This is a genomic window from Micromonospora sp. DT47 (assembly GCF_049844475.1).
Taxonomy (GTDB): Bacteria; Actinomycetota; Actinomycetes; order Mycobacteriales; family Micromonosporaceae; genus Micromonospora.
Window position 1 is genome coordinate 22,455 of the sequence record NZ_JBNCLC010000027.1, and the last position, 15,746, is coordinate 38,200.

General features: G+C 73.0%; 16 protein-coding genes. 5 read left to right on the plus strand and 11 right to left on the minus strand.

Features of this window, described 5'->3' with window-relative positions; translation table 11 throughout:
- Positions 1 to 76 precede the first annotated feature (76 nt).
- The gene (locus tag ACLQ2U_RS28235; RefSeq protein ID WP_425753940.1) at positions 77 to 1,708 is read right to left on the minus strand and encodes an MFS transporter; all 1,632 of its coding nucleotides are present in this window, start codon (positions 1,706 to 1,708) and stop codon (positions 77 to 79) included.
- Complete coding sequence (locus ACLQ2U_RS28240; protein ID WP_425753941.1) at positions 1,702 to 2,397, minus strand: SDR family NAD(P)-dependent oxidoreductase; 696 nt, start codon at positions 2,395 to 2,397, stop codon at positions 1,702 to 1,704. Before ACLQ2U_RS28240 ends, ACLQ2U_RS28235 begins: the two co-directional genes overlap by 7 nt.
- A 496-nt stretch (positions 2,398 to 2,893) precedes the next feature.
- Here ACLQ2U_RS28240 and ACLQ2U_RS28245 point away from each other — a divergent pair, with 496 nt between their 5' ends.
- Positions 2,894 to 4,870, plus strand: coding sequence for a hypothetical protein (locus tag ACLQ2U_RS28245; RefSeq protein WP_425753942.1), 1,977 nt, complete (start codon positions 2,894 to 2,896; stop codon positions 4,868 to 4,870).
- Positions 4,867 to 5,256 (plus strand): low temperature requirement protein A, encoded by a 390-nt coding sequence (locus ACLQ2U_RS28250; RefSeq protein WP_425753943.1) that lies wholly within the window; start codon positions 4,867 to 4,869, stop codon positions 5,254 to 5,256. The genes ACLQ2U_RS28245 and ACLQ2U_RS28250 overlap by 4 nt, the downstream gene beginning before the upstream one ends.
- A 24-nt stretch (positions 5,257 to 5,280) precedes the next feature.
- On the opposite strand, the gene ACLQ2U_RS28255 is transcribed toward ACLQ2U_RS28250, so the two are convergent.
- The 4 genes from ACLQ2U_RS28255 to ACLQ2U_RS28270 form a co-directional block, all read right to left on the minus strand.
- Entirely contained in the window at positions 5,281 to 6,897 is a 1,617-nt protein-coding gene (locus tag ACLQ2U_RS28255; RefSeq protein WP_425753944.1) for an FAD-dependent monooxygenase, read from the minus strand.
- A 245-nt stretch (positions 6,898 to 7,142) separates the two neighbouring features.
- On the minus strand, positions 7,143 to 7,412 hold the full coding sequence (locus ACLQ2U_RS28260; RefSeq protein ID WP_425753945.1) for a hypothetical protein: 270 nt from the start codon (positions 7,410 to 7,412) through the stop codon (positions 7,143 to 7,145).
- Complete coding sequence (locus tag ACLQ2U_RS28265; RefSeq protein WP_425753946.1) at positions 7,396 to 7,839, minus strand: MerR family transcriptional regulator; 444 nt, start codon at positions 7,837 to 7,839, stop codon at positions 7,396 to 7,398. Before ACLQ2U_RS28265 ends, ACLQ2U_RS28260 begins: the two co-directional genes overlap by 17 nt.
- Entirely contained in the window at positions 7,836 to 8,165 is a 330-nt protein-coding gene (locus ACLQ2U_RS28270) for a hypothetical protein (RefSeq protein WP_425753947.1), read from the minus strand. Before ACLQ2U_RS28270 ends, ACLQ2U_RS28265 begins: the two co-directional genes overlap by 4 nt.
- Before the next feature lie 119 nt (positions 8,166 to 8,284).
- Between ACLQ2U_RS28270 and ACLQ2U_RS28275 the strand changes: the two genes are divergently transcribed.
- Positions 8,285 to 8,911: a maleylpyruvate isomerase N-terminal domain-containing protein gene (locus tag ACLQ2U_RS28275; protein ID WP_425753948.1), complete on the plus strand. Its 627-nt coding sequence runs from the start codon at positions 8,285 to 8,287 to the stop codon at positions 8,909 to 8,911.
- A gap of 58 nt (positions 8,912 to 8,969) precedes the next feature.
- Here the strand turns inward: ACLQ2U_RS28275 and ACLQ2U_RS28280 are convergent, their stop codons facing one another.
- Both ACLQ2U_RS28280 and ACLQ2U_RS28285 read right to left on the minus strand, forming a co-directional pair.
- A complete protein-coding gene (locus ACLQ2U_RS28280; protein WP_425753992.1) occupies positions 8,970 to 9,620 on the minus strand; it encodes a formylglycine-generating enzyme family protein in 651 nt (216 codons plus the stop codon).
- A gap of 88 nt (positions 9,621 to 9,708) precedes the next feature.
- On the minus strand, positions 9,709 to 10,674 hold the full coding sequence (locus tag ACLQ2U_RS28285) for a helix-turn-helix transcriptional regulator (RefSeq protein ID WP_425753949.1): 966 nt from the start codon (positions 10,672 to 10,674) through the stop codon (positions 9,709 to 9,711).
- A gap of 54 nt (positions 10,675 to 10,728) precedes the next feature.
- On the opposite strand from ACLQ2U_RS28285, the gene ACLQ2U_RS28290 reads away from it, so the two are divergent.
- Entirely contained in the window at positions 10,729 to 11,277 is a 549-nt protein-coding gene (locus tag ACLQ2U_RS28290; RefSeq protein WP_425753950.1) for a DUF664 domain-containing protein, read from the plus strand.
- A gap of 383 nt (positions 11,278 to 11,660) precedes the next feature.
- Positions 11,661 to 12,542 (plus strand): hypothetical protein, encoded by an 882-nt coding sequence (locus tag ACLQ2U_RS28295; protein WP_425753951.1) that lies wholly within the window; start codon positions 11,661 to 11,663, stop codon positions 12,540 to 12,542.
- Positions 12,543 to 12,558: 16 nt separating this feature from the next.
- On the opposite strand, the gene ACLQ2U_RS28300 is transcribed toward ACLQ2U_RS28295, so the two are convergent.
- From ACLQ2U_RS28300 to ACLQ2U_RS28310, 3 genes are read right to left on the minus strand one after another with little or no spacing between them, the layout of a single operon-like run.
- Entirely contained in the window at positions 12,559 to 13,371 is an 813-nt protein-coding gene (locus tag ACLQ2U_RS28300; protein ID WP_425753952.1) for a sugar phosphate isomerase/epimerase family protein, read from the minus strand.
- Positions 13,368 to 14,519 carry a dihydrodipicolinate synthase family protein gene (locus tag ACLQ2U_RS28305; RefSeq protein WP_425753953.1) on the minus strand — a complete coding sequence of 384 codons (1,152 nt, stop codon included), beginning with the start codon at positions 14,517 to 14,519 and terminating at the stop codon, positions 13,368 to 13,370. Before ACLQ2U_RS28305 ends, ACLQ2U_RS28300 begins: the two co-directional genes overlap by 4 nt.
- A complete protein-coding gene (locus ACLQ2U_RS28310; RefSeq protein ID WP_425753954.1) occupies positions 14,516 to 15,670 on the minus strand; it encodes a Gfo/Idh/MocA family protein in 1,155 nt (384 codons plus the stop codon). Before ACLQ2U_RS28310 ends, ACLQ2U_RS28305 begins: the two co-directional genes overlap by 4 nt.
- Positions 15,671 to 15,746 lie beyond the last annotated feature (76 nt).

The window sequence follows — 15,746 nt, forward strand, 5'->3', positions numbered from 1 at the left end:
AACTCTCCCTCTCCGTCAGGCCCGCCACCGTGCCGGCCGGTGCGTGATCGGACAACTCCGGCCTGAGCAGGAGCGATCAGGAATTCTCCCGGTCGTCGTCCATCGACCGGCCGGCAGCCGCCGGCAGCAGGTGACGCACCTCCGGTTCACCGTCAGCCAACTGTTTGGCTCGTTCTTCGGCCTCGTGGTCGGCTCCGGTGAGCCGGCCGCCGTGTTGGCGTAGGTGTTCGTCCCAGGAGGGCACCAGGAAGACCTCGACGAGGCGGTTCGTGGTCTCGCCTACGCGGAACAGTCCCCAGCGCATCGCTCCGGTGCGCTGCCGCGAGCCACGGACCAGGTCCATCGCGTTGAGGAACTCCTGCTCCCGGTCGGGGCGGACGGTGTAGGTCACCAGCACCAGCACCGGGCCGACCCGGGGATCCGGCTCGAGTGCGAGAAGGGGGGGCCGGTAGGTGGCGGGGTCCTTGTTCACCCCGCGCATGTCAGGCAGCGGCCAGATCTGGGACGTCACCGCGCCGAGCAGCATCAGCGCACCCGCGGCGAGGAACGCGGTGACCAACCCGGTGTTGTCGGCGACCACACCCCAGACGAGCGCACCGACGGCCTGCCCACCCCCCTGGACCACCTGGTAGACGGCCAGGCCGCGGGCGCGTACCCAGCCGGGCAGGAACAGCTGGATCTCGGCGTTGACATTGGCGAGGACGGTCACCCAGGCCACCCCGGCCGGCAGCAGGGCGATCAGCACCACCGGGACGGACCTGACCGATCCCACCACGATCAGCGTCGCGCCGTAGAGCGCCCCGGCCACCAGCAGGAACTGGTTGGCCGTGATCCGGGTCCGGATCCAGGGCAGCAGCAGGCCGCCCAGGATGGCGCCTACCCCGAGGGCGGCCAGAAGCAGGCCGTACCCGCTGGAGTTCATGCCGAGGCGGCGGCTGGCCACCAGCGGCAGCAGTGCCCACAGCGCGCTGGCCGGTATCACGAAGACCAGTGCGCGGCGCAGCAGCCGGCGCACGATCGGCGAGTGCCGCACGTACCGGCCACCAGCGCGCAGCGCGGCGGTGAACCGCTCGGGCACCTCGACCGCGCGCGCGTTTTCCGGCCGCCACCGGACCAGCGCCAGCGCGAAGACCAGGAAGGCCACGGCGTTGAGGGCGAAGACCGGGGCGACACCCACCCGGGCGATCAGCAGACCGGCCACGGCCGGCCCGACGGCCCGGGCGACGTTGACGCTGATCGAGCCGAGCGCGGAGGCCGACCGCAGCTGGGCCCGCGGCACCAGCTCGGGGATCACCGCCGCCCAGGCCGGCAGGGTGAGTGCCTGCCCGACGCCGAACGCGAAGGTGAGGGTGAGCAGCAACGCGGGCGGCATCCGGCCGGTCGCGGTGAGCAGGGTCAACGCCACCGCCACCGTGACCAGGAAGAGCTGCACCGAGATGAGCAGGTGCCGGCGGTCGAAGGTGTCGGCCAGCGCTCCCGCCGGCAGCGCCAGCAGCAGCACCGGCAACAGGGTCGCGGTCTGGACCAGGGCGACCAGCGTCGAGGCGTTCGGCTCGTCGATCAGCAGCCACTGGGCGCCGACGGTCTGCATCCAGGTGCCGATGTTGGCGGTGAGCAGGGCCAGCCATAGGTTGCGGTAGACCGCCGTCTTCAACGGCGCGAACGCCGAGACGGGACGCTCGGCGGTGACGCCTTCGGGCGTCACCACCGCCCGTCCGCGCGCAGCACACGCTCGCCGGAGACGTAGAGGTCGTCGGGGGCGAGCAGGAGCAGCCGGATGACCTCCGCGGCGACCTGGTCGGGCTGGGCGTACACCTCGTCCAGGAAATGGTCGCCGACCCGCTCCTGCAACCGGGTCGGCATCGGTCCGGGATGCAGCTGCATCACCTTGATCCGGTTGCTGTGCTGCGCCTCGGCCACCGACTCGACCAGGCTGCTGCCGTAGCTCTTGGTGGCCCGGTAGACCGGGATGCCGGGTCGGGACTTCGTCACCGCCATCGCGCCGACGTACACCACGTTGCCGTAGCCCTGCCGGTGCAGGTGGTACAGCGCCTCCTTCAGCACGTAGGTGGTGCCGAGGACGTTGACCTCGACGGCCCGCCGGATCCGCTCCGGGCTGAGGTCCGCCAGGTCCCCGCCGGCCCACATCGACGCGCAGTCCGCCACCCCGTCGATCACCCCGTACGCCTCCACCACTCCAGCGAAGGCATCCCGGACCTGGTCGTCGGAGGAGATGTCGCAGACGACGCCGGCACAGCGCAGCTCGTCGGTCACCGCGGCCACCTCGTCCGGCACGTCGCCGACGACGGCCACCCGGTGTTCCTCCACCAGCAGGCGGGCCACCGCCAGCCCGAGTCCGCTGGTCCCGCCGACCACCACGAAGGTCCTGGCGCCCATGTCCCTCCAGCCGTCGGCGCACGCGATCCGGTCGTGCAACGACCCGGCCTTCCCAATTTCCCGGGTTCCACACCGGGAAGGCCCCGCGTCGAGCGGGAGCGCCGGGCCGTGGCGCGCCGGGCGGTGGTTGACGGGCGACTGCGCGGGTAGTCACCCGCGCCAGCCGGGTGGCGGGCGCTCGCCGTCGGTCCGCGACCCGTCACGAATGCTGGCCGCGCTTCCGGGGGTCACGGGCCGATGTCGGATGTGTCAGCACCGTCCGGAGACAAGGAAGTGCCGAGCGACGTGGTGGAGCTGCGGGTCCACGGAGTCTCGGGCGCCTCGGCCGGGCAGGTGCTCGACCGGCCGCACGTCCACCAGGTGGCCGGTGACCGCAGCGGCGGCTTCTACCGCCCTCGACCGGGCTACCCGGACTCCACCGGCCCGGGCGGGGTGGTGCTGGAGGCGTACCGGTGGAGCGATCTGCCCTCGGGCCGCCGCCCGGACGCTGTCTCTGGTGTTCCTGCTGCCGTTCATGCTGAGCAACGTGGCGATCTGGATGCGGCCGGCGGGGCGGCGGTCCGGTTCCGGCGTCAAGGTGCTGTGCCGGCTCGTCGCCCTCAACCTCACCCTGCTGTACGTACTCTCCGCGGCCGGCGTCGCCCTGGACCTGATCGCCTGGAAGTGCATGGCCTCGTCCCAGTGCCTCGCCGGCCGCGCCTGGCTGTCCTGGCTGGGCGGCCGCCCCGTCGGGCTGCGCCTGGCGGTGCTGGCCCTGCTGCCGGTCGCCGCGGTCGCACTGGTCTGGCTGCTGGGCGCCCGCCCCGGCCGCTCGTACGACGCCTTCCAGGTGCCCGGCGGCGATCCCGAGGGCGACCGGCTCAGCGCCGTCAGCCACTGGGACGCGATGCCGATGGTGAGCCGGTTGCGGGCGATCCACGTCGCCGCCGCCTTCGCGATGCTGGACCTCACCCTCCTCGCCGCGCGCGGCGCCACCGATCCGTCCGTCGGTACGGTCGCGTTGGCCGCGCTCGCCGCGGCGGTGCTGCTGGCCTGTGCGGCCCTGCTCGTCCCCCCCACCCTGGTGGAGCGGCCGGGGACCGCCCGGAGGACGGACGGGGTGACCTCGGCGTTGTGCGCCGTCGCGTGCGGGCTGACCGTGGCGACCCTCGCCATGGTGGCCCTGGACCGGACCCGATGGCCGGCGTCGGACGGGTTGCCCGGGTACGGCCGCGTCGTCGGATTGGTGTACTTCACCCAGATGGTGCTGCTGGTCGTGCTGGCCGTGCTGGCGCTGGCCGGCCGGGCCCCCCGACCGGCGCTGCTGCGCGGCCTCGGCGCGCCGGTTCTCTCGGCCGGCGCGGTGGGCCTGGCGGGCGCGCTCTCGGCCGAGCTGGTCTACCGCACGGCGTACTTCCTGAACCGGCGCGCGATCACGGGCCGCCCGGGTGATCTGGCGCCTCCGCCGCTGGCCTACAAGTGGGCGATCTTCATCTTCTTCTTCACCACGATCGCGGCGATTCTGGTCGTCGGCGCGATGACCCTGCTCTCCCGGCGAGGCCGCCGACGGGCCGCCGCGGCGATCGTCGCCAAGGACTTTCCGGCCGCCCCGGCGGGCGCGGCGGCCCGGATGGAGCGCGTGGAGCGGACCATCGCCCGGGCGCGGTTCACCGAACAGCTCGGCCCGATGGCCATCGGGTACGCCTGCCTGGCCGCGCTCGGTCTGGCGGCGAGCGTGCTGGGGCTGTCCGGTCTGCAGCCCGGCCCGTTGGCGGAGCGCTTCCTCGGCGTGCCGAGCGGGTTCGTGAGCTTCGTGCTCACCATGGGCAGCTACCTCATCGCCGGCGTCGTCGTCGCGCTAATCATGGGGGGACTGTTCGCCTACCGGACGGCGGAGTTCCGCCGGTACGTCGGCGTGCTGTGGGACCTGGGCACGTTCTGGCCCCGGGCGGCCCACCCGTTCGCGCCGCCCTGCTACGCCGAGCGGGCGGTACCGGAGCTGGCGAAGCGGATCTGCTACCTGGCCGACCGGCATGCCGGCGTCCTGCTCACCGGCCACAGTCACGGCTCGGTCCTGCTGGCCGCGACCGTGCTGCAACTGCCACCGCAGGTGCGGCGGCGGGTCGCACTGCTGACGTACGGGTCCCCGCTGGACCGCCTGTACGCCCGGCTCTTTCCGGCGTACCTCGGTCGCGATGTGCTGCACGAGGTGGGCGACCGGATCGGCTGGCGCTGGCTGAACCTGTGGCGGGACACCGACCAGATCGGCGGATGGATGTTCGCCGCGCACCGGCCCGGCGACCCGCCGGCGCGCGACGACCCGACCGCAGCCGTCGACCGGCGCCTGCGCGACCCGGAGGACGTGGTGGCATCCGCGGGCGACAGCGTCCCGCCGCCCATCAGAGGGCACTGGCCCTGCGAGTCGGACGAACGGTTCGCCACCGCGGTCCGCGACCTGGCCGACCGGCTGCGCGACCCGGGCCGGCGCTCATGAGATCCCCGCGGTGGCGCGACGCGAGCGGGGCTCCGGCCGACCGGGTGACCCCGGTCGAGGTCTTCTTCGACGTCGTCTTCGTCTTCACCCTCACCCAGCTCACCCGGATCCTCGAAGCGGACCTGTCCCTGGCCGGATTCGGCCGCGTCCTGCTGCTGTTCGGGATCCTGTGGTGGATGTTCGACGGGTACGTCTGGCTGGCCAACCACGTGCCGCCGCGGCTGCCCGCGCAGAAGCTGCTGCTGTTCGTGGGGATGGCGGGATTCCTCATCGCGGCGGTGGGGGTGCCGCGGGCCTTCGCCGGCTCCGGCGTCGTCTTCGGCGCGGGCTACCTCGTGGTGGTCGACCGCGGCCACCACGCCGCCGAGACGGCCCGCCAGGTCTGAGCCGACGACGGTGAGCTCCGTCGATCAGGTGCCGGCCCCACGGCGCGCGCCGGGGCGGAGCCAGCGGTCCAGGTAGGCCAGCAGCCCGGTCAGGTCGGTGCCGCCGGCCCGGTAGCCGATGTACCCGTCGGGGCGGACCAGATACAGGCCGCTGGCGCCGGGGGTGAGGCCGAGCCGGTGCAGCGCGGGGGCGGCGGACGTGGGCGACGAGCCGGTGGCGTCGGGTTCGGTCAGCCGGTGCGCGGTGAGCGGGTAGCGACCCAGCGGCGCGGTGGCAACGTCCTGCCACGCGGCGGGTGGCCCGCAGAGCAGCAGGTGCCACCCGGGTGTGGCCGTCAGCCGGTGCAGCGTGCCGGCGTTCCCGCTGCCGGGCAGTGGGGCGTCGGGCAGCCGGTCGCCGGCTCGGGGTCCGGTGCGCGGCGGATGCGGCCCCTCCCTGGACAACGGGCTGCGCCGGTAGCCGATGCCCAGCTCGGACACCGTGCGGAAGGCGGCGGCCCGCACGAACCGGGGTGCGAGCACGACCGGGATGAGGGCGGGGGCGAGCCGGGCACGGGCGAACCGGACGACCGGGTTGGTGGAGGTGGCGACGGTGAACGCGCGGTCGGTGAAGCGCAGCACCAGCCGGCCGACCGGCGCCCGCTCCGACTCGTAGGTGTCCAGCAGCGTCGGGTCGGCGTCGCCCCGCACCGCCCGGCCGAGCTTCCAGCCGAGGTTGACGGCGTCCTGGATGCCGGTGTTCATCCCCTGTGCCCCGGCCGGGCTGTGGATGTGCGCGGCGTCGCCGGCCAGGAACATCGGACCGGACCGGTAGTGGGCGGCGGCGCGGTGGTGCAGCCGGAAGTTGGTCATCCACACCGGGTCGCGCAGCCGCACGGCGGCACCGGTGTAGACGTCGGCGAGGGCCTGCACCTCGTCGAGGGTGACCGGGGCGTCCGGCGACGGCGTCTCGGCGGGTGGGCGCATGGCCAGCAGTCGCCAGCTGGCCGGGTGGCCGAGCGGGAAGAGGAACAGCATCCCCCGCCCGGACAGGAACGCGTGCGCCGCCCCGGGCGCGACGCCGTCGGCCTCGAGATCGGCCAGGACGAACGTCTGCGGGTACGCGCCGCCCTCGAACCCGATCCCGGCGAGGTGGCGCACGGTGCTGTGCGCGCCGTCGCAGCCCACCACGTACCGGGCCGACACCTGTTCCTCGCGGCCGTCGCGGTGCCGCAGCGTCGCCTCCGCGCCGTCGGCGGTACGGTGCAACCCGACCAGCTCGACACCACGCTCGACGTCGAGCCCGACCGACGCCAGGTGCGCGCCCAGGATGCGTTCGGTCTCCGCCTGCGACAGGAACAACAGATACGGGTACGCGGTGTCCGGCAGACCCAGGTCGAACAACGGCACGGCCCGCTCCCGCCCGCGTACGTGCAGGCACAGCCGGACCGCGCGGTTGCCGCAGGCCACCAGCTCGTCCGTGACCCCGAGACCGGCGAGGACCTCCAAGGTGCGGGGCTGGATCGCCAGGGCCCGGGACTCGTGGACCCGGTCCATCGCCCGATCGACCAGCCGGACCCGCACACCGAAGGCGGCCAGTTGCCCGGCCATGGCGAGCCCGGTCGGCCCCGCCCCGACCACCAGCACCTCGGCCGCGCTCATTTGGCGACGACCCGTCGAGGGCGGGCGCTCGCGGCCGGCGCGGCCGACCGGCCGGCTGGGGCGCCGATCACGTACGCGATGCCGACCATCCAGATCCCCTGGCTCGATTCGCGGCTGGCCACGTCCCGACCTGACCATAGCCCGGCCATGCGGAAGCGTCGTTGACGATCAGCGACAACGCGCAACCCGCCGCCCCGCCCGGCGCGGTCCGCCGGACCGTACCGGAGCGAGGCCCGGGCCGGCGATCAGCCGGCGCCACACGCGCAGTCGGCGCCCTCGGCGCAGCCGTGGCCGGGTCGGCTGCGGGCCCACCACCACCAGGCGGCGCCGGCCGCAGCGGCGAGGGCGACGGTGAGGCCGGGCATCCACCGGCCGAGCACGGCCCAACCGGTGCCGGACAGGACGCCCGCGGCCAGCAGCAGCGGAATGGCGCAGCAGCCCAGGCATGCCGCCCCGGCCAGGCCGGTCAGACCGGGCGGGAGAAGACGGCGCGCCAGGTCAGTCAGCTTCGGCATCGGGGACTCCCTGGCCGAGGGTGGCGAACGGGATCGGGCAGCACGCGCTGCCGGCGCAGGCCATTAGGTCGTCACAGCCGGCGTCGACCGCCGCGCGCAGCGTCCCGGCGATGACCCGCAGGTCGGCGATCTTCGCCTCGACCTCGGCGAGCTTGGCCTGCGCGCGGGCCTGCAGGCCGGCGTCGGCGGGACGACGGTGCCGATGCCGGGCGGTGTCCAGCAGGTCGGCGACCTCGTCGAGGGTGAAGCCGAGCCGCTGGGCGGCCTTGATCACCCGCAGCACGGTGACCGTCTCGGCCGGGTAGAGGCGATGTCCGCCGAGGCTACGGCGCGGTTCGGCGAGCAGCCCCCGCCGCTCGTAGTAGCGCAGGGTCTGCGGGTTCAGCCCGGCCGCTGCGGCGACCTGGCTGCTGCGCAGGCCGCTCATGCCGGCATCCGTGCGGCGGCGCGGGCGACGAGCGCGTCGAGGACCTCGACGTGGGCGTCCGGGACCCGGACGTCGACCTCCACCGCGCTGCCGGTTCGGGTCACCGCGAAGGTGAAGAAGGAGCAGCATTCACTCTCCCGGGCGGTCAGGTCCCGCACGGTGTCCTCGGCCGCCGGGTCCAGGCGCCAGCGCAGCCGGGTGGGTCCCCGCCGCCGCTGTTCGCGCAGGGCGGTGGTGAACAGCTCGTCGAACTCGGCGAGTCGCAGCGGCTGTTCTCTGGTGGGCAGGGTGCACGCCTGCGGCACCCATCCCTGGTCGATGCTCATGCCACGACGGTAAGCCTGTACCCGGGTACCGGTTGCAACCCGTGAAGAACAGCCGCGGACGCCCGGACCACCGGTCCGTTGCTCGCTTCCACGTGGGGGATCCGGTTAGCGTGACCGGCATGATCCGTGAGACCTACCTCGACACCGCGCTGACGGCCGCCGCTCTGCTGCGCCAACCCGCGTTGGCCGCCCGGTGGCGCGAACCCAGTGCGCTGCCCGGCTTCTCCATCGGCGGCCTGGCGCGCCACCTCGCCAACCAGGTCACCGTCACCCCCGCCCACCTCGCCGGCGCCCCGGGCGCGGCGGCCGTTCCCGTCCTGCAGCACTACACGCGGAGCACGTGGGTGGCCTCGGGCATCGACAGCGACGCGAACGTGGGGATCCGTTCACGCGGCGAGGCCGCAGCGGCTGAACTCACCCCGGGCACCCTGGCTGACGAGGTGGACGCCGCGATCGAGACCCTGCGGCAGGTGCTGCCCGGCGCACCGGCGGACCGCGTCATCGACCTCGGCGACTGGGGGCTCACCCTGGAGGACTTCCTGCACACCCGGGTGATGGAGCTCGTCGTGCACGGCGACGACCTGGCGGTCAGCCTGGGTGTGCCGACACCTGACGTGCCGCCGGCGGCCACCGAGGCCACCATCGCGCTCCTCGCCCGGGTGGCCGCCTGGCGGCACGGGCCGCTGGCCGTGGTGCGGGCACTCGCCCGCCAGGAACGCGCACCACGGACGATCGCCGCGCTCTGACCGCCGACGCCGATCCTGATCATCGGTTCTCCCGCCCGGGTGCCCGACGGGACGTGGGTCAGTGCACGATGGACCGCGCCACGCGGAATCCCACGTCGTCGATCTGGAAGGTCGGGTGGCTGCGACGCCGCACCGAGGCCCGGCAGCTCCAGTGCTCATCGAACCACCCACCCCCGCGCAGCACCCGGTAGGTGCCGTAGACCTCGGCGTCGTAGACGTCCCAGCACCACTCCCAGACGTTGCCCAGCATGTCGTACAGGCCCCACGCGTTGGGCCGCTTGCCGCCCACGTCATGAGTCCGCCCGTGCGAGTTGCCGCGGTACCACGCGATCTCGTCGAGCCGCCCGTATCGTGGGCCCGTCGTACCGGCGCGACACGCGTGCTCCCACTCGGCCTCGGTCGGTAGCCGGTACCCGTCAGCGGACACGTCCCACTCGACATCCTCGAGTTCGGCCCGGAGGCGATATGCGGGCGTCAACCCCTCGCGGCGGGACAAGGCGTTGCAGAACCCGACCGCGTCCCACCAGGAAACACCCTCGACGGGCACCTGGTCGCCGTGCGCGGTGCCCGGCCGTCGCCCGGCGACCTGTGCGTACCGCGCCTGGGTGGTCGGAAACGTCGCAAGCTGGTACGGCGCGACCTCGACCGACCAGCTGCGCTGCGTCCGCCGGTCCGACAGCGTCACCCGCCCTGGCGGGATCGCCGTCATCTCGTTTCCCGCACCCACGTCTATGGGCAGCGATCCTATCGAGAGCACCGCGGGGCCCGACGCCGGTCAGGGCGGCGAGGGATCACCATCACGTGGAAACCTCGGCCCGGCCGGCCTGCACCAACCGCTGACCGAGGGCCACGGTGGCGCGTTGGAGTTCGGGTGACCCGATGACGCGGAAGGGCGCCGTGATGGCGGCGAGCTGTCGGGCGTACCAGTCCGGGTCGTCAGTCGTCGCCCGAAGGCGTGTTCGACCCTCGTCGTCCGGTTCCAGGCTTCCCAGACTTCTCGGCACCCATCGTGATGTCTGTTCGATGGTGGCGTCGACGAGGACATCGACCGGGTGGGTCCAGCCCTGGGACAGGTGCTCCTCAAGGGTGCGCAGCGCGTCGAGCTCCCCTGGGGGCGTGAACCTGTCCAGCAAGGCCTCGATCGTGACGATCCGATCCACGCGCAGCACGCGCCGCGCCTGCCTGGTGTGGGACCAGCCCAGCAGGTACCACCGGCTGTGTCGCAGCACAACGGCCCACGGGTCGACCTCCATCACCCGGTCCGCGGCCTTGCCCCTCCGATACCCGAGGCGCACTCGCCGCGCCGCGTTGCAGGCCTCGATCAGCCGAGTCGTCAACTCCGGGCTGGCCCAGATCTCCTGGGTCGGACGAGGAGCGGAGACCTCACGGAAGGCCCGGACCGGGCCTGCGACCCGCTCCGGCAGGACCCTGACGATCTTGGCCAGCGCGCTGCCCACCAGGTCCGTGGGGTCAGCCGCGTCCCGGTGGCCTTCCAGTACGGCCATGACCAGACCCATCGCCTGAGCGGCAGTGAACATCAATGGCGGGAGCCGCAGGCCGCGTCCCACCCGGTAGCCCCCGTGGGGGCCGCTGACCGACTCGATCGGCAGGTCCGCCCCGCGCAGGATCGCGACGTAGCGACGGGCTGCCCGTTCCGTCACCCCGAGCCTCTCCCCCAGCCGGTGCGCCGTGATGCCGGGGCAGTTCTGGATCACCTCCAGGGCCAGCAACGCCCTCGCGGTGGGGCTCACGTCGTGCGCCACGCCCTCTCCCAACCCGGAGCCAGATCGTCCGGAACCGACGTTAGCGTGCCGCCCATGCACAGCGACAGCGATGCCATCCTGCGCGAACCGCCGGTGGCCGGAGGTGAGCTTGACACGCTCCTGGGCGCCCTGGAACGGCAGCGCAGGTATGTGGCATGGAAGTGCGGGAACCTGGACCGGGCCGGGCTACGGGCGACCCTCGGACCGTCCACCATGACCTTGGGTGGTCTACTCAAACATCTGGCCGCCGTCGAGGACGACATGTTCTCCGTCAAGCTGCACGGCCGAGCTCCCCACCCAACCTGGAACACCGTCGACTGGGACGCCGACCGGTACTGGGAGTGGCACTCGGCTGCCGAGGACGACCCCGAGCAGCTCATGTCGCTGTGGTGGGAGGCGGTTGCCCGCTCCCGCACCCGGGTGGCCGAGGCGGTCGCCGACGGCGGCCTGGACCGGCTCGCCTCCTACACCTGGCCCGACGGTCGGACCCCGAGCCTGCGAAGGCTCCTCATGGACATGATCGAGGAGTACGCACGCCACGTCGGTCATGCCGACCTCATCCGGGAGTCGGTCGACGGGGTTGTCGGAGAGGATCCCGAGTGACTGCGGCACCTCGCTGCGGTACGGGATGAAAGCATGGCGAGCTGTGGTTGCTGCCGAACCTGCTGGTGCGACGTCGACCGGGTCTCCAGGAGATCCATGCCAACGGGTCCTGGCGCTGGACGACGTGGGCCAAGGCCCGGCTGCACCGCGGATTCCTAAACGACCGGCTGGCGCTGACGATGCGTGACGACAGCCCGCAAGCTGCTGTGGCTGACGGTCGGTCCCGCGCACGAGGCCTTGGGCGAGGCACTCGGAGAGTCTCTGGGCCACCGTCTTGAGCGGGACTGACGGCACGTGCGGTCATCGAGCCGCGGGTAGGGCAACTACCATCCGGCGTACCGGTCGACTCGTCCGCCGGCGGCGGAGGGGATGGCCAGGAGCGCATGGGGAGCGGGATCGCCCGGCTGCGGTGGCGCGGCTGGCTACTGCTCGCTGATTGCACTGCGGTCGTCTCGGTCGCACCCTGGCATCGAACGGGTTGGTCCGGAGCCTGTTTCGGCCTCTTGGCAGCGGCGGCCCTGCTGTGTGGGCCGCTGTTCGCCTGGCTGCTGTTGGCACAGACACGGCGGTGGGGCCTACCGGTCGGAGCCGCGCTGCTCGGGATGCTGGCTGCGGTGCACCTGACATCGCAGGTCTTCCTCGCCGGTCCGGTCCGGCCGCCGATCGCCGACTGGGGAATCCCGTTCGTGGCGCTCGCTGCCGCCACGTGCCTGGTGGCCGGCGCGTGGCAGGAGCGTGCGTTACGGCCGGCACACAGCCGGTCGGCGCCCGCTGACGAAGAAGCGGGGAGCCGGCGCTGGGCTGCGCGTCCTGGTGCCGCCGCCGTGCTGGCGACAGCGGCCTTCTCCGCGTGGGCGGCCTACCAGCTCGCTCTCGGCGACGGCGCCGAGCCCGAGGCGAAGGTCGAGCCCTACCGTGGTGAGGTACTGCCACTGCCCGCCGGGTGGAGTGTCCTCGACGAGCAGCAGAGTTGCGGAAGCGGCGGCTGCTATGGGCTGACGCTGACCCTGACACCTGATCGGGCTGGCGCCGATCCGGTCGGCGAGCTACGCCGACACCTCCACGACCACGGCTGGTCGAAGGAATGCGAGCCAGTCGGCGGTCTCCTGCGAGTCCTCCGCTTCGTCGACTGGGGCGGACACTGCGTCACTGTCGATGCGGTCGACCGCAACACAGCAACAATCGGGATCCATGTCTATGCGGGGTGGCCGAAGGGGCAAGCGTGGCCCGGCAACCCCTTCCTGCCATCCTCACCGTACCCCTGATACCACGCCTGCTCGATCAGGCCACGTGTGCGAGGTAGCCGGCGATCGCCTCGTCGAGCACCGCACGGCCCGGGCGTGACCACACCTCCTCGGCGAAGACCTCGACCTCGATCGGGCCGACGTACCCGGCGGCGTCAACGGCCTCCCGGAAGCGACGCAGGTCGACGCAGCCGGTACCGGGCAGCCCCCGGCCCAGCAGCACCCCGGCCGGCAGCGGCGTCACCCAGTCGGCGACCTGGAAGCAGGCGATCCGATTCTCCCGCCCAGCCCGCTCGATCTGCGCCCACACCTGGTCGTCCCACCAGAGGTGGTAGGTGTCGACGACGACGCCCACCGCCTCCGGCGGGTACGGGCCGGCCAGGTCCAGCGCTTGGCGGAGGCTCGCGACCACGCACCGGTCGGAGCAGAACATCGGATGCAGCGGCTCGACAGCAAGCCGCACCCCTGTGGCGAGCGCGTGCGGCACGAGCTTCCCGAGCGCCTCGCCGACGTGGGCGCGGGCGGCGTCGAGGTCGCGGCGGCCGGCCGGCAGCCCACCGGACACGAGCACCAGCACCGGTGCGCCGACCGCTGCCGCCTCGTCGATCGCCCGCCGGTTCTCGTCCAACCAGCCTGGGGCGTCGAAGAACCCGCCCCTGCACAGGGACGTGACGGTGAGGCCGGCGTCGCGCACGAGCGCCGCCGCCCCCTCGATGCCGTTCATGCCGTTCGCGGCCAGGTCCTCGCGCCACAGCCCCACCCCGGAGACCCCGGCGTCGACGCAGCCCGCGACGAGGTCCGGCAGCGGCCACCGCTTGGTGGTGGCCGAATTGAGCGCGAACCGCTTCACTGCGCCACCCCCACGGTCGTCATGAACGCCCGCGCCCGGCGGGCGGCCAGCTCGGCGTCGGGCAGCAGCCCGGCCGCGTCGGCGAGCCGGAGCAGCCGTGCCAGGTGGACCGGCGACCGTCCGGACTGGAGGCCGCCGACCATGGTGAAGTGGTCCTGGTGGCCAGCGAGCCACGCCAGGAACACGATGCCGGTCTTGTAGTAGAACGTGGGCCTGCCGAACAGGTGCCGGGCCAACGGCAGCGTCGGCGCGAGGATCCGGTCGTACGTCGTCACGTCGCCGACGTCGAGCGCGCGTAGCGCGGCTGCGGCCGGCGGCGCGATGGCGGCCAGGACGCCGAGCAGCGCGTCGGAGTGACCCTCGCCGTCGCCGCGGATCAACGCCGGGTAGTTGAAGTCGTCGCCGGTGTAGAGCCGCACCCCGGCCGGCAGGCGCCGGCGCAGCGCGACCTCGAGGTCCTCGTCGAGCAGCGACAGCTTGATGCCGTCGACCTTGCCGGTGTGCGCGCCGATCAGCGCGACCACCGTGTCCGCGGCTCGCGCCGGATCGGGATCGCCCCAGTAGCCGGCGAGTGTCGGGTCGAACGCCGGGCCCAGCCAGTGCAGCACGACGGGCTCGTCCGCCTCATCGATCAAGCGGCCGTAGACGTCGAGGTAGTCCTCGGTCGAGCGGGCCGTCGCGGCGAGGTGGCGGCTGCACATGAGCACCGGCCGGGCGCCGGCGTCCTGCACGTCGGCGAGCTGCTCGGCGTACGCCTTGCGGATCTCGTCGAGCGTGGCCGGACCCGCCGGCAGATGATCGGTCGCGACACCCGCGCAGAGCGCGCCGCCCTCGGCCCGGGCCGCCCGCGCCGAGCGTCGCACCAGCTCGCGGGCCGTCGGGTAATCGAGGCCCATGCCCCGCTGGGCGGTGTCCATCGCCTCGGCGACGCCGAACCCGTGCGACCAGAGGTGCCGGCGGAACGCGAGCGTCGCGTCCCAGTCGACGGCAGCCGGCGCGCCCGGGACGTTCTCCGCCCGTGGGTCGGCGACCACGTGCGCGGCGGCGTAGGCGATCCGGCTGGTGAAGCGCGCGCCGGGCACGGCGTGCTCGCGTCCCCGGCCGGAAGGGGTGAACGGCCCGTCGGGCAGCGTGACGGTGGTGGTCACGGCGCCAACTCCGTGACCTCAACCCGCCGACCCTCGCGCGCCGACTGCAGGCCGAGCTCGGCCAGTTGCACGCCGCGCGCGCCGGACCACAGATCCCAGGTGTACGGGGCGTCCTCGGCGACGTGCCGCAGGAACATCTCCCACTGCGCCTTGAAGCCGTTGTCGTACACCTCGTTGTCCGGCACCTCCTGCCATTGGGCGCGGAAGTCGTCGGTGGACGAAAGGTCGGGGTTCCAGACCGGCTTCGGGGTCGTGGCGCGGTGCTGAATGCGGCAGCCGCGCAGGCCGGCGACGGCGCTGCCCTCGGTGCCGTCGACCTGGAACTCGACCAGTTCGTCGCGGTTGACCCGGACGGCCCAGGACGAGTTGATCTGCGCGACGATGCCGCCGTCGAGCTCGAAGATGCCGTACGCGGCGTCGTCGGCGGTCGCCTCGTAGGGCTGGCCGTCCTCGTCCCAGCGCCGCGGGATGTGGGTCGTGACGTGTGCGGTGACCGCCCGCACCGGCGCGAAGATCTGCTCCAGCACGTAGTGCCAGTGCGGGAACATGTCGACCACGATGCCGCCGCCGTCGGCCGCTCGGTAGTTCCAGCTCGGGCGCTGGGCCTCCTGCCAGTCACCCTCGAAGACCCAGTAGCCGAACTCACCACGCACCGACAGGATCCGGCCGAAGAACCCGCTCCGCACCAGCCGGTCGAGCTTGCGCAGGCCGGGCAGGAAGAGCTTGTCCTGCACGACGCCGTGCCGCACGCCGGCCGCGTCGGCGGCGCGGGCCAGATCGACCGCGCCGGACAGGGTGGTGGCGGTCGGCTTCTCGGTGTAGACGTGCTTGCCCGCCTCGATCGCGAGGCCGATCGCCTTCTCCCGCTCGCTGGTCACCTGGGCGTCGAAGTAGATCGAGACGTCCGGGCGGGCCAGCGCGGCGCCGAGGTCGGTGGTCCACTCGGTCAGCCCGTGCCGGGCCGCGACGTCGCGCAGCTTGGCCTCGTTGCGCCCCACCAGGACGGGCTCCGGCCACAGCCGGCCGCCGCCGCGCAGCGGGACGCCGCCCTGCTCGCGGATCGCCAGCAGGGACCGGACCAGATGCTGCCGGTAGCCCATCCGCCCGGTCACGCCGTTCATGACGATCCCGATCGGGATACGTGCCGTCATCGCCCCATCCTCCAGGTAAGCGCTTCCTACGGGCACCCTCCCCTGGGTGCCGCACATCTCATCCCGGTCGCCCCGG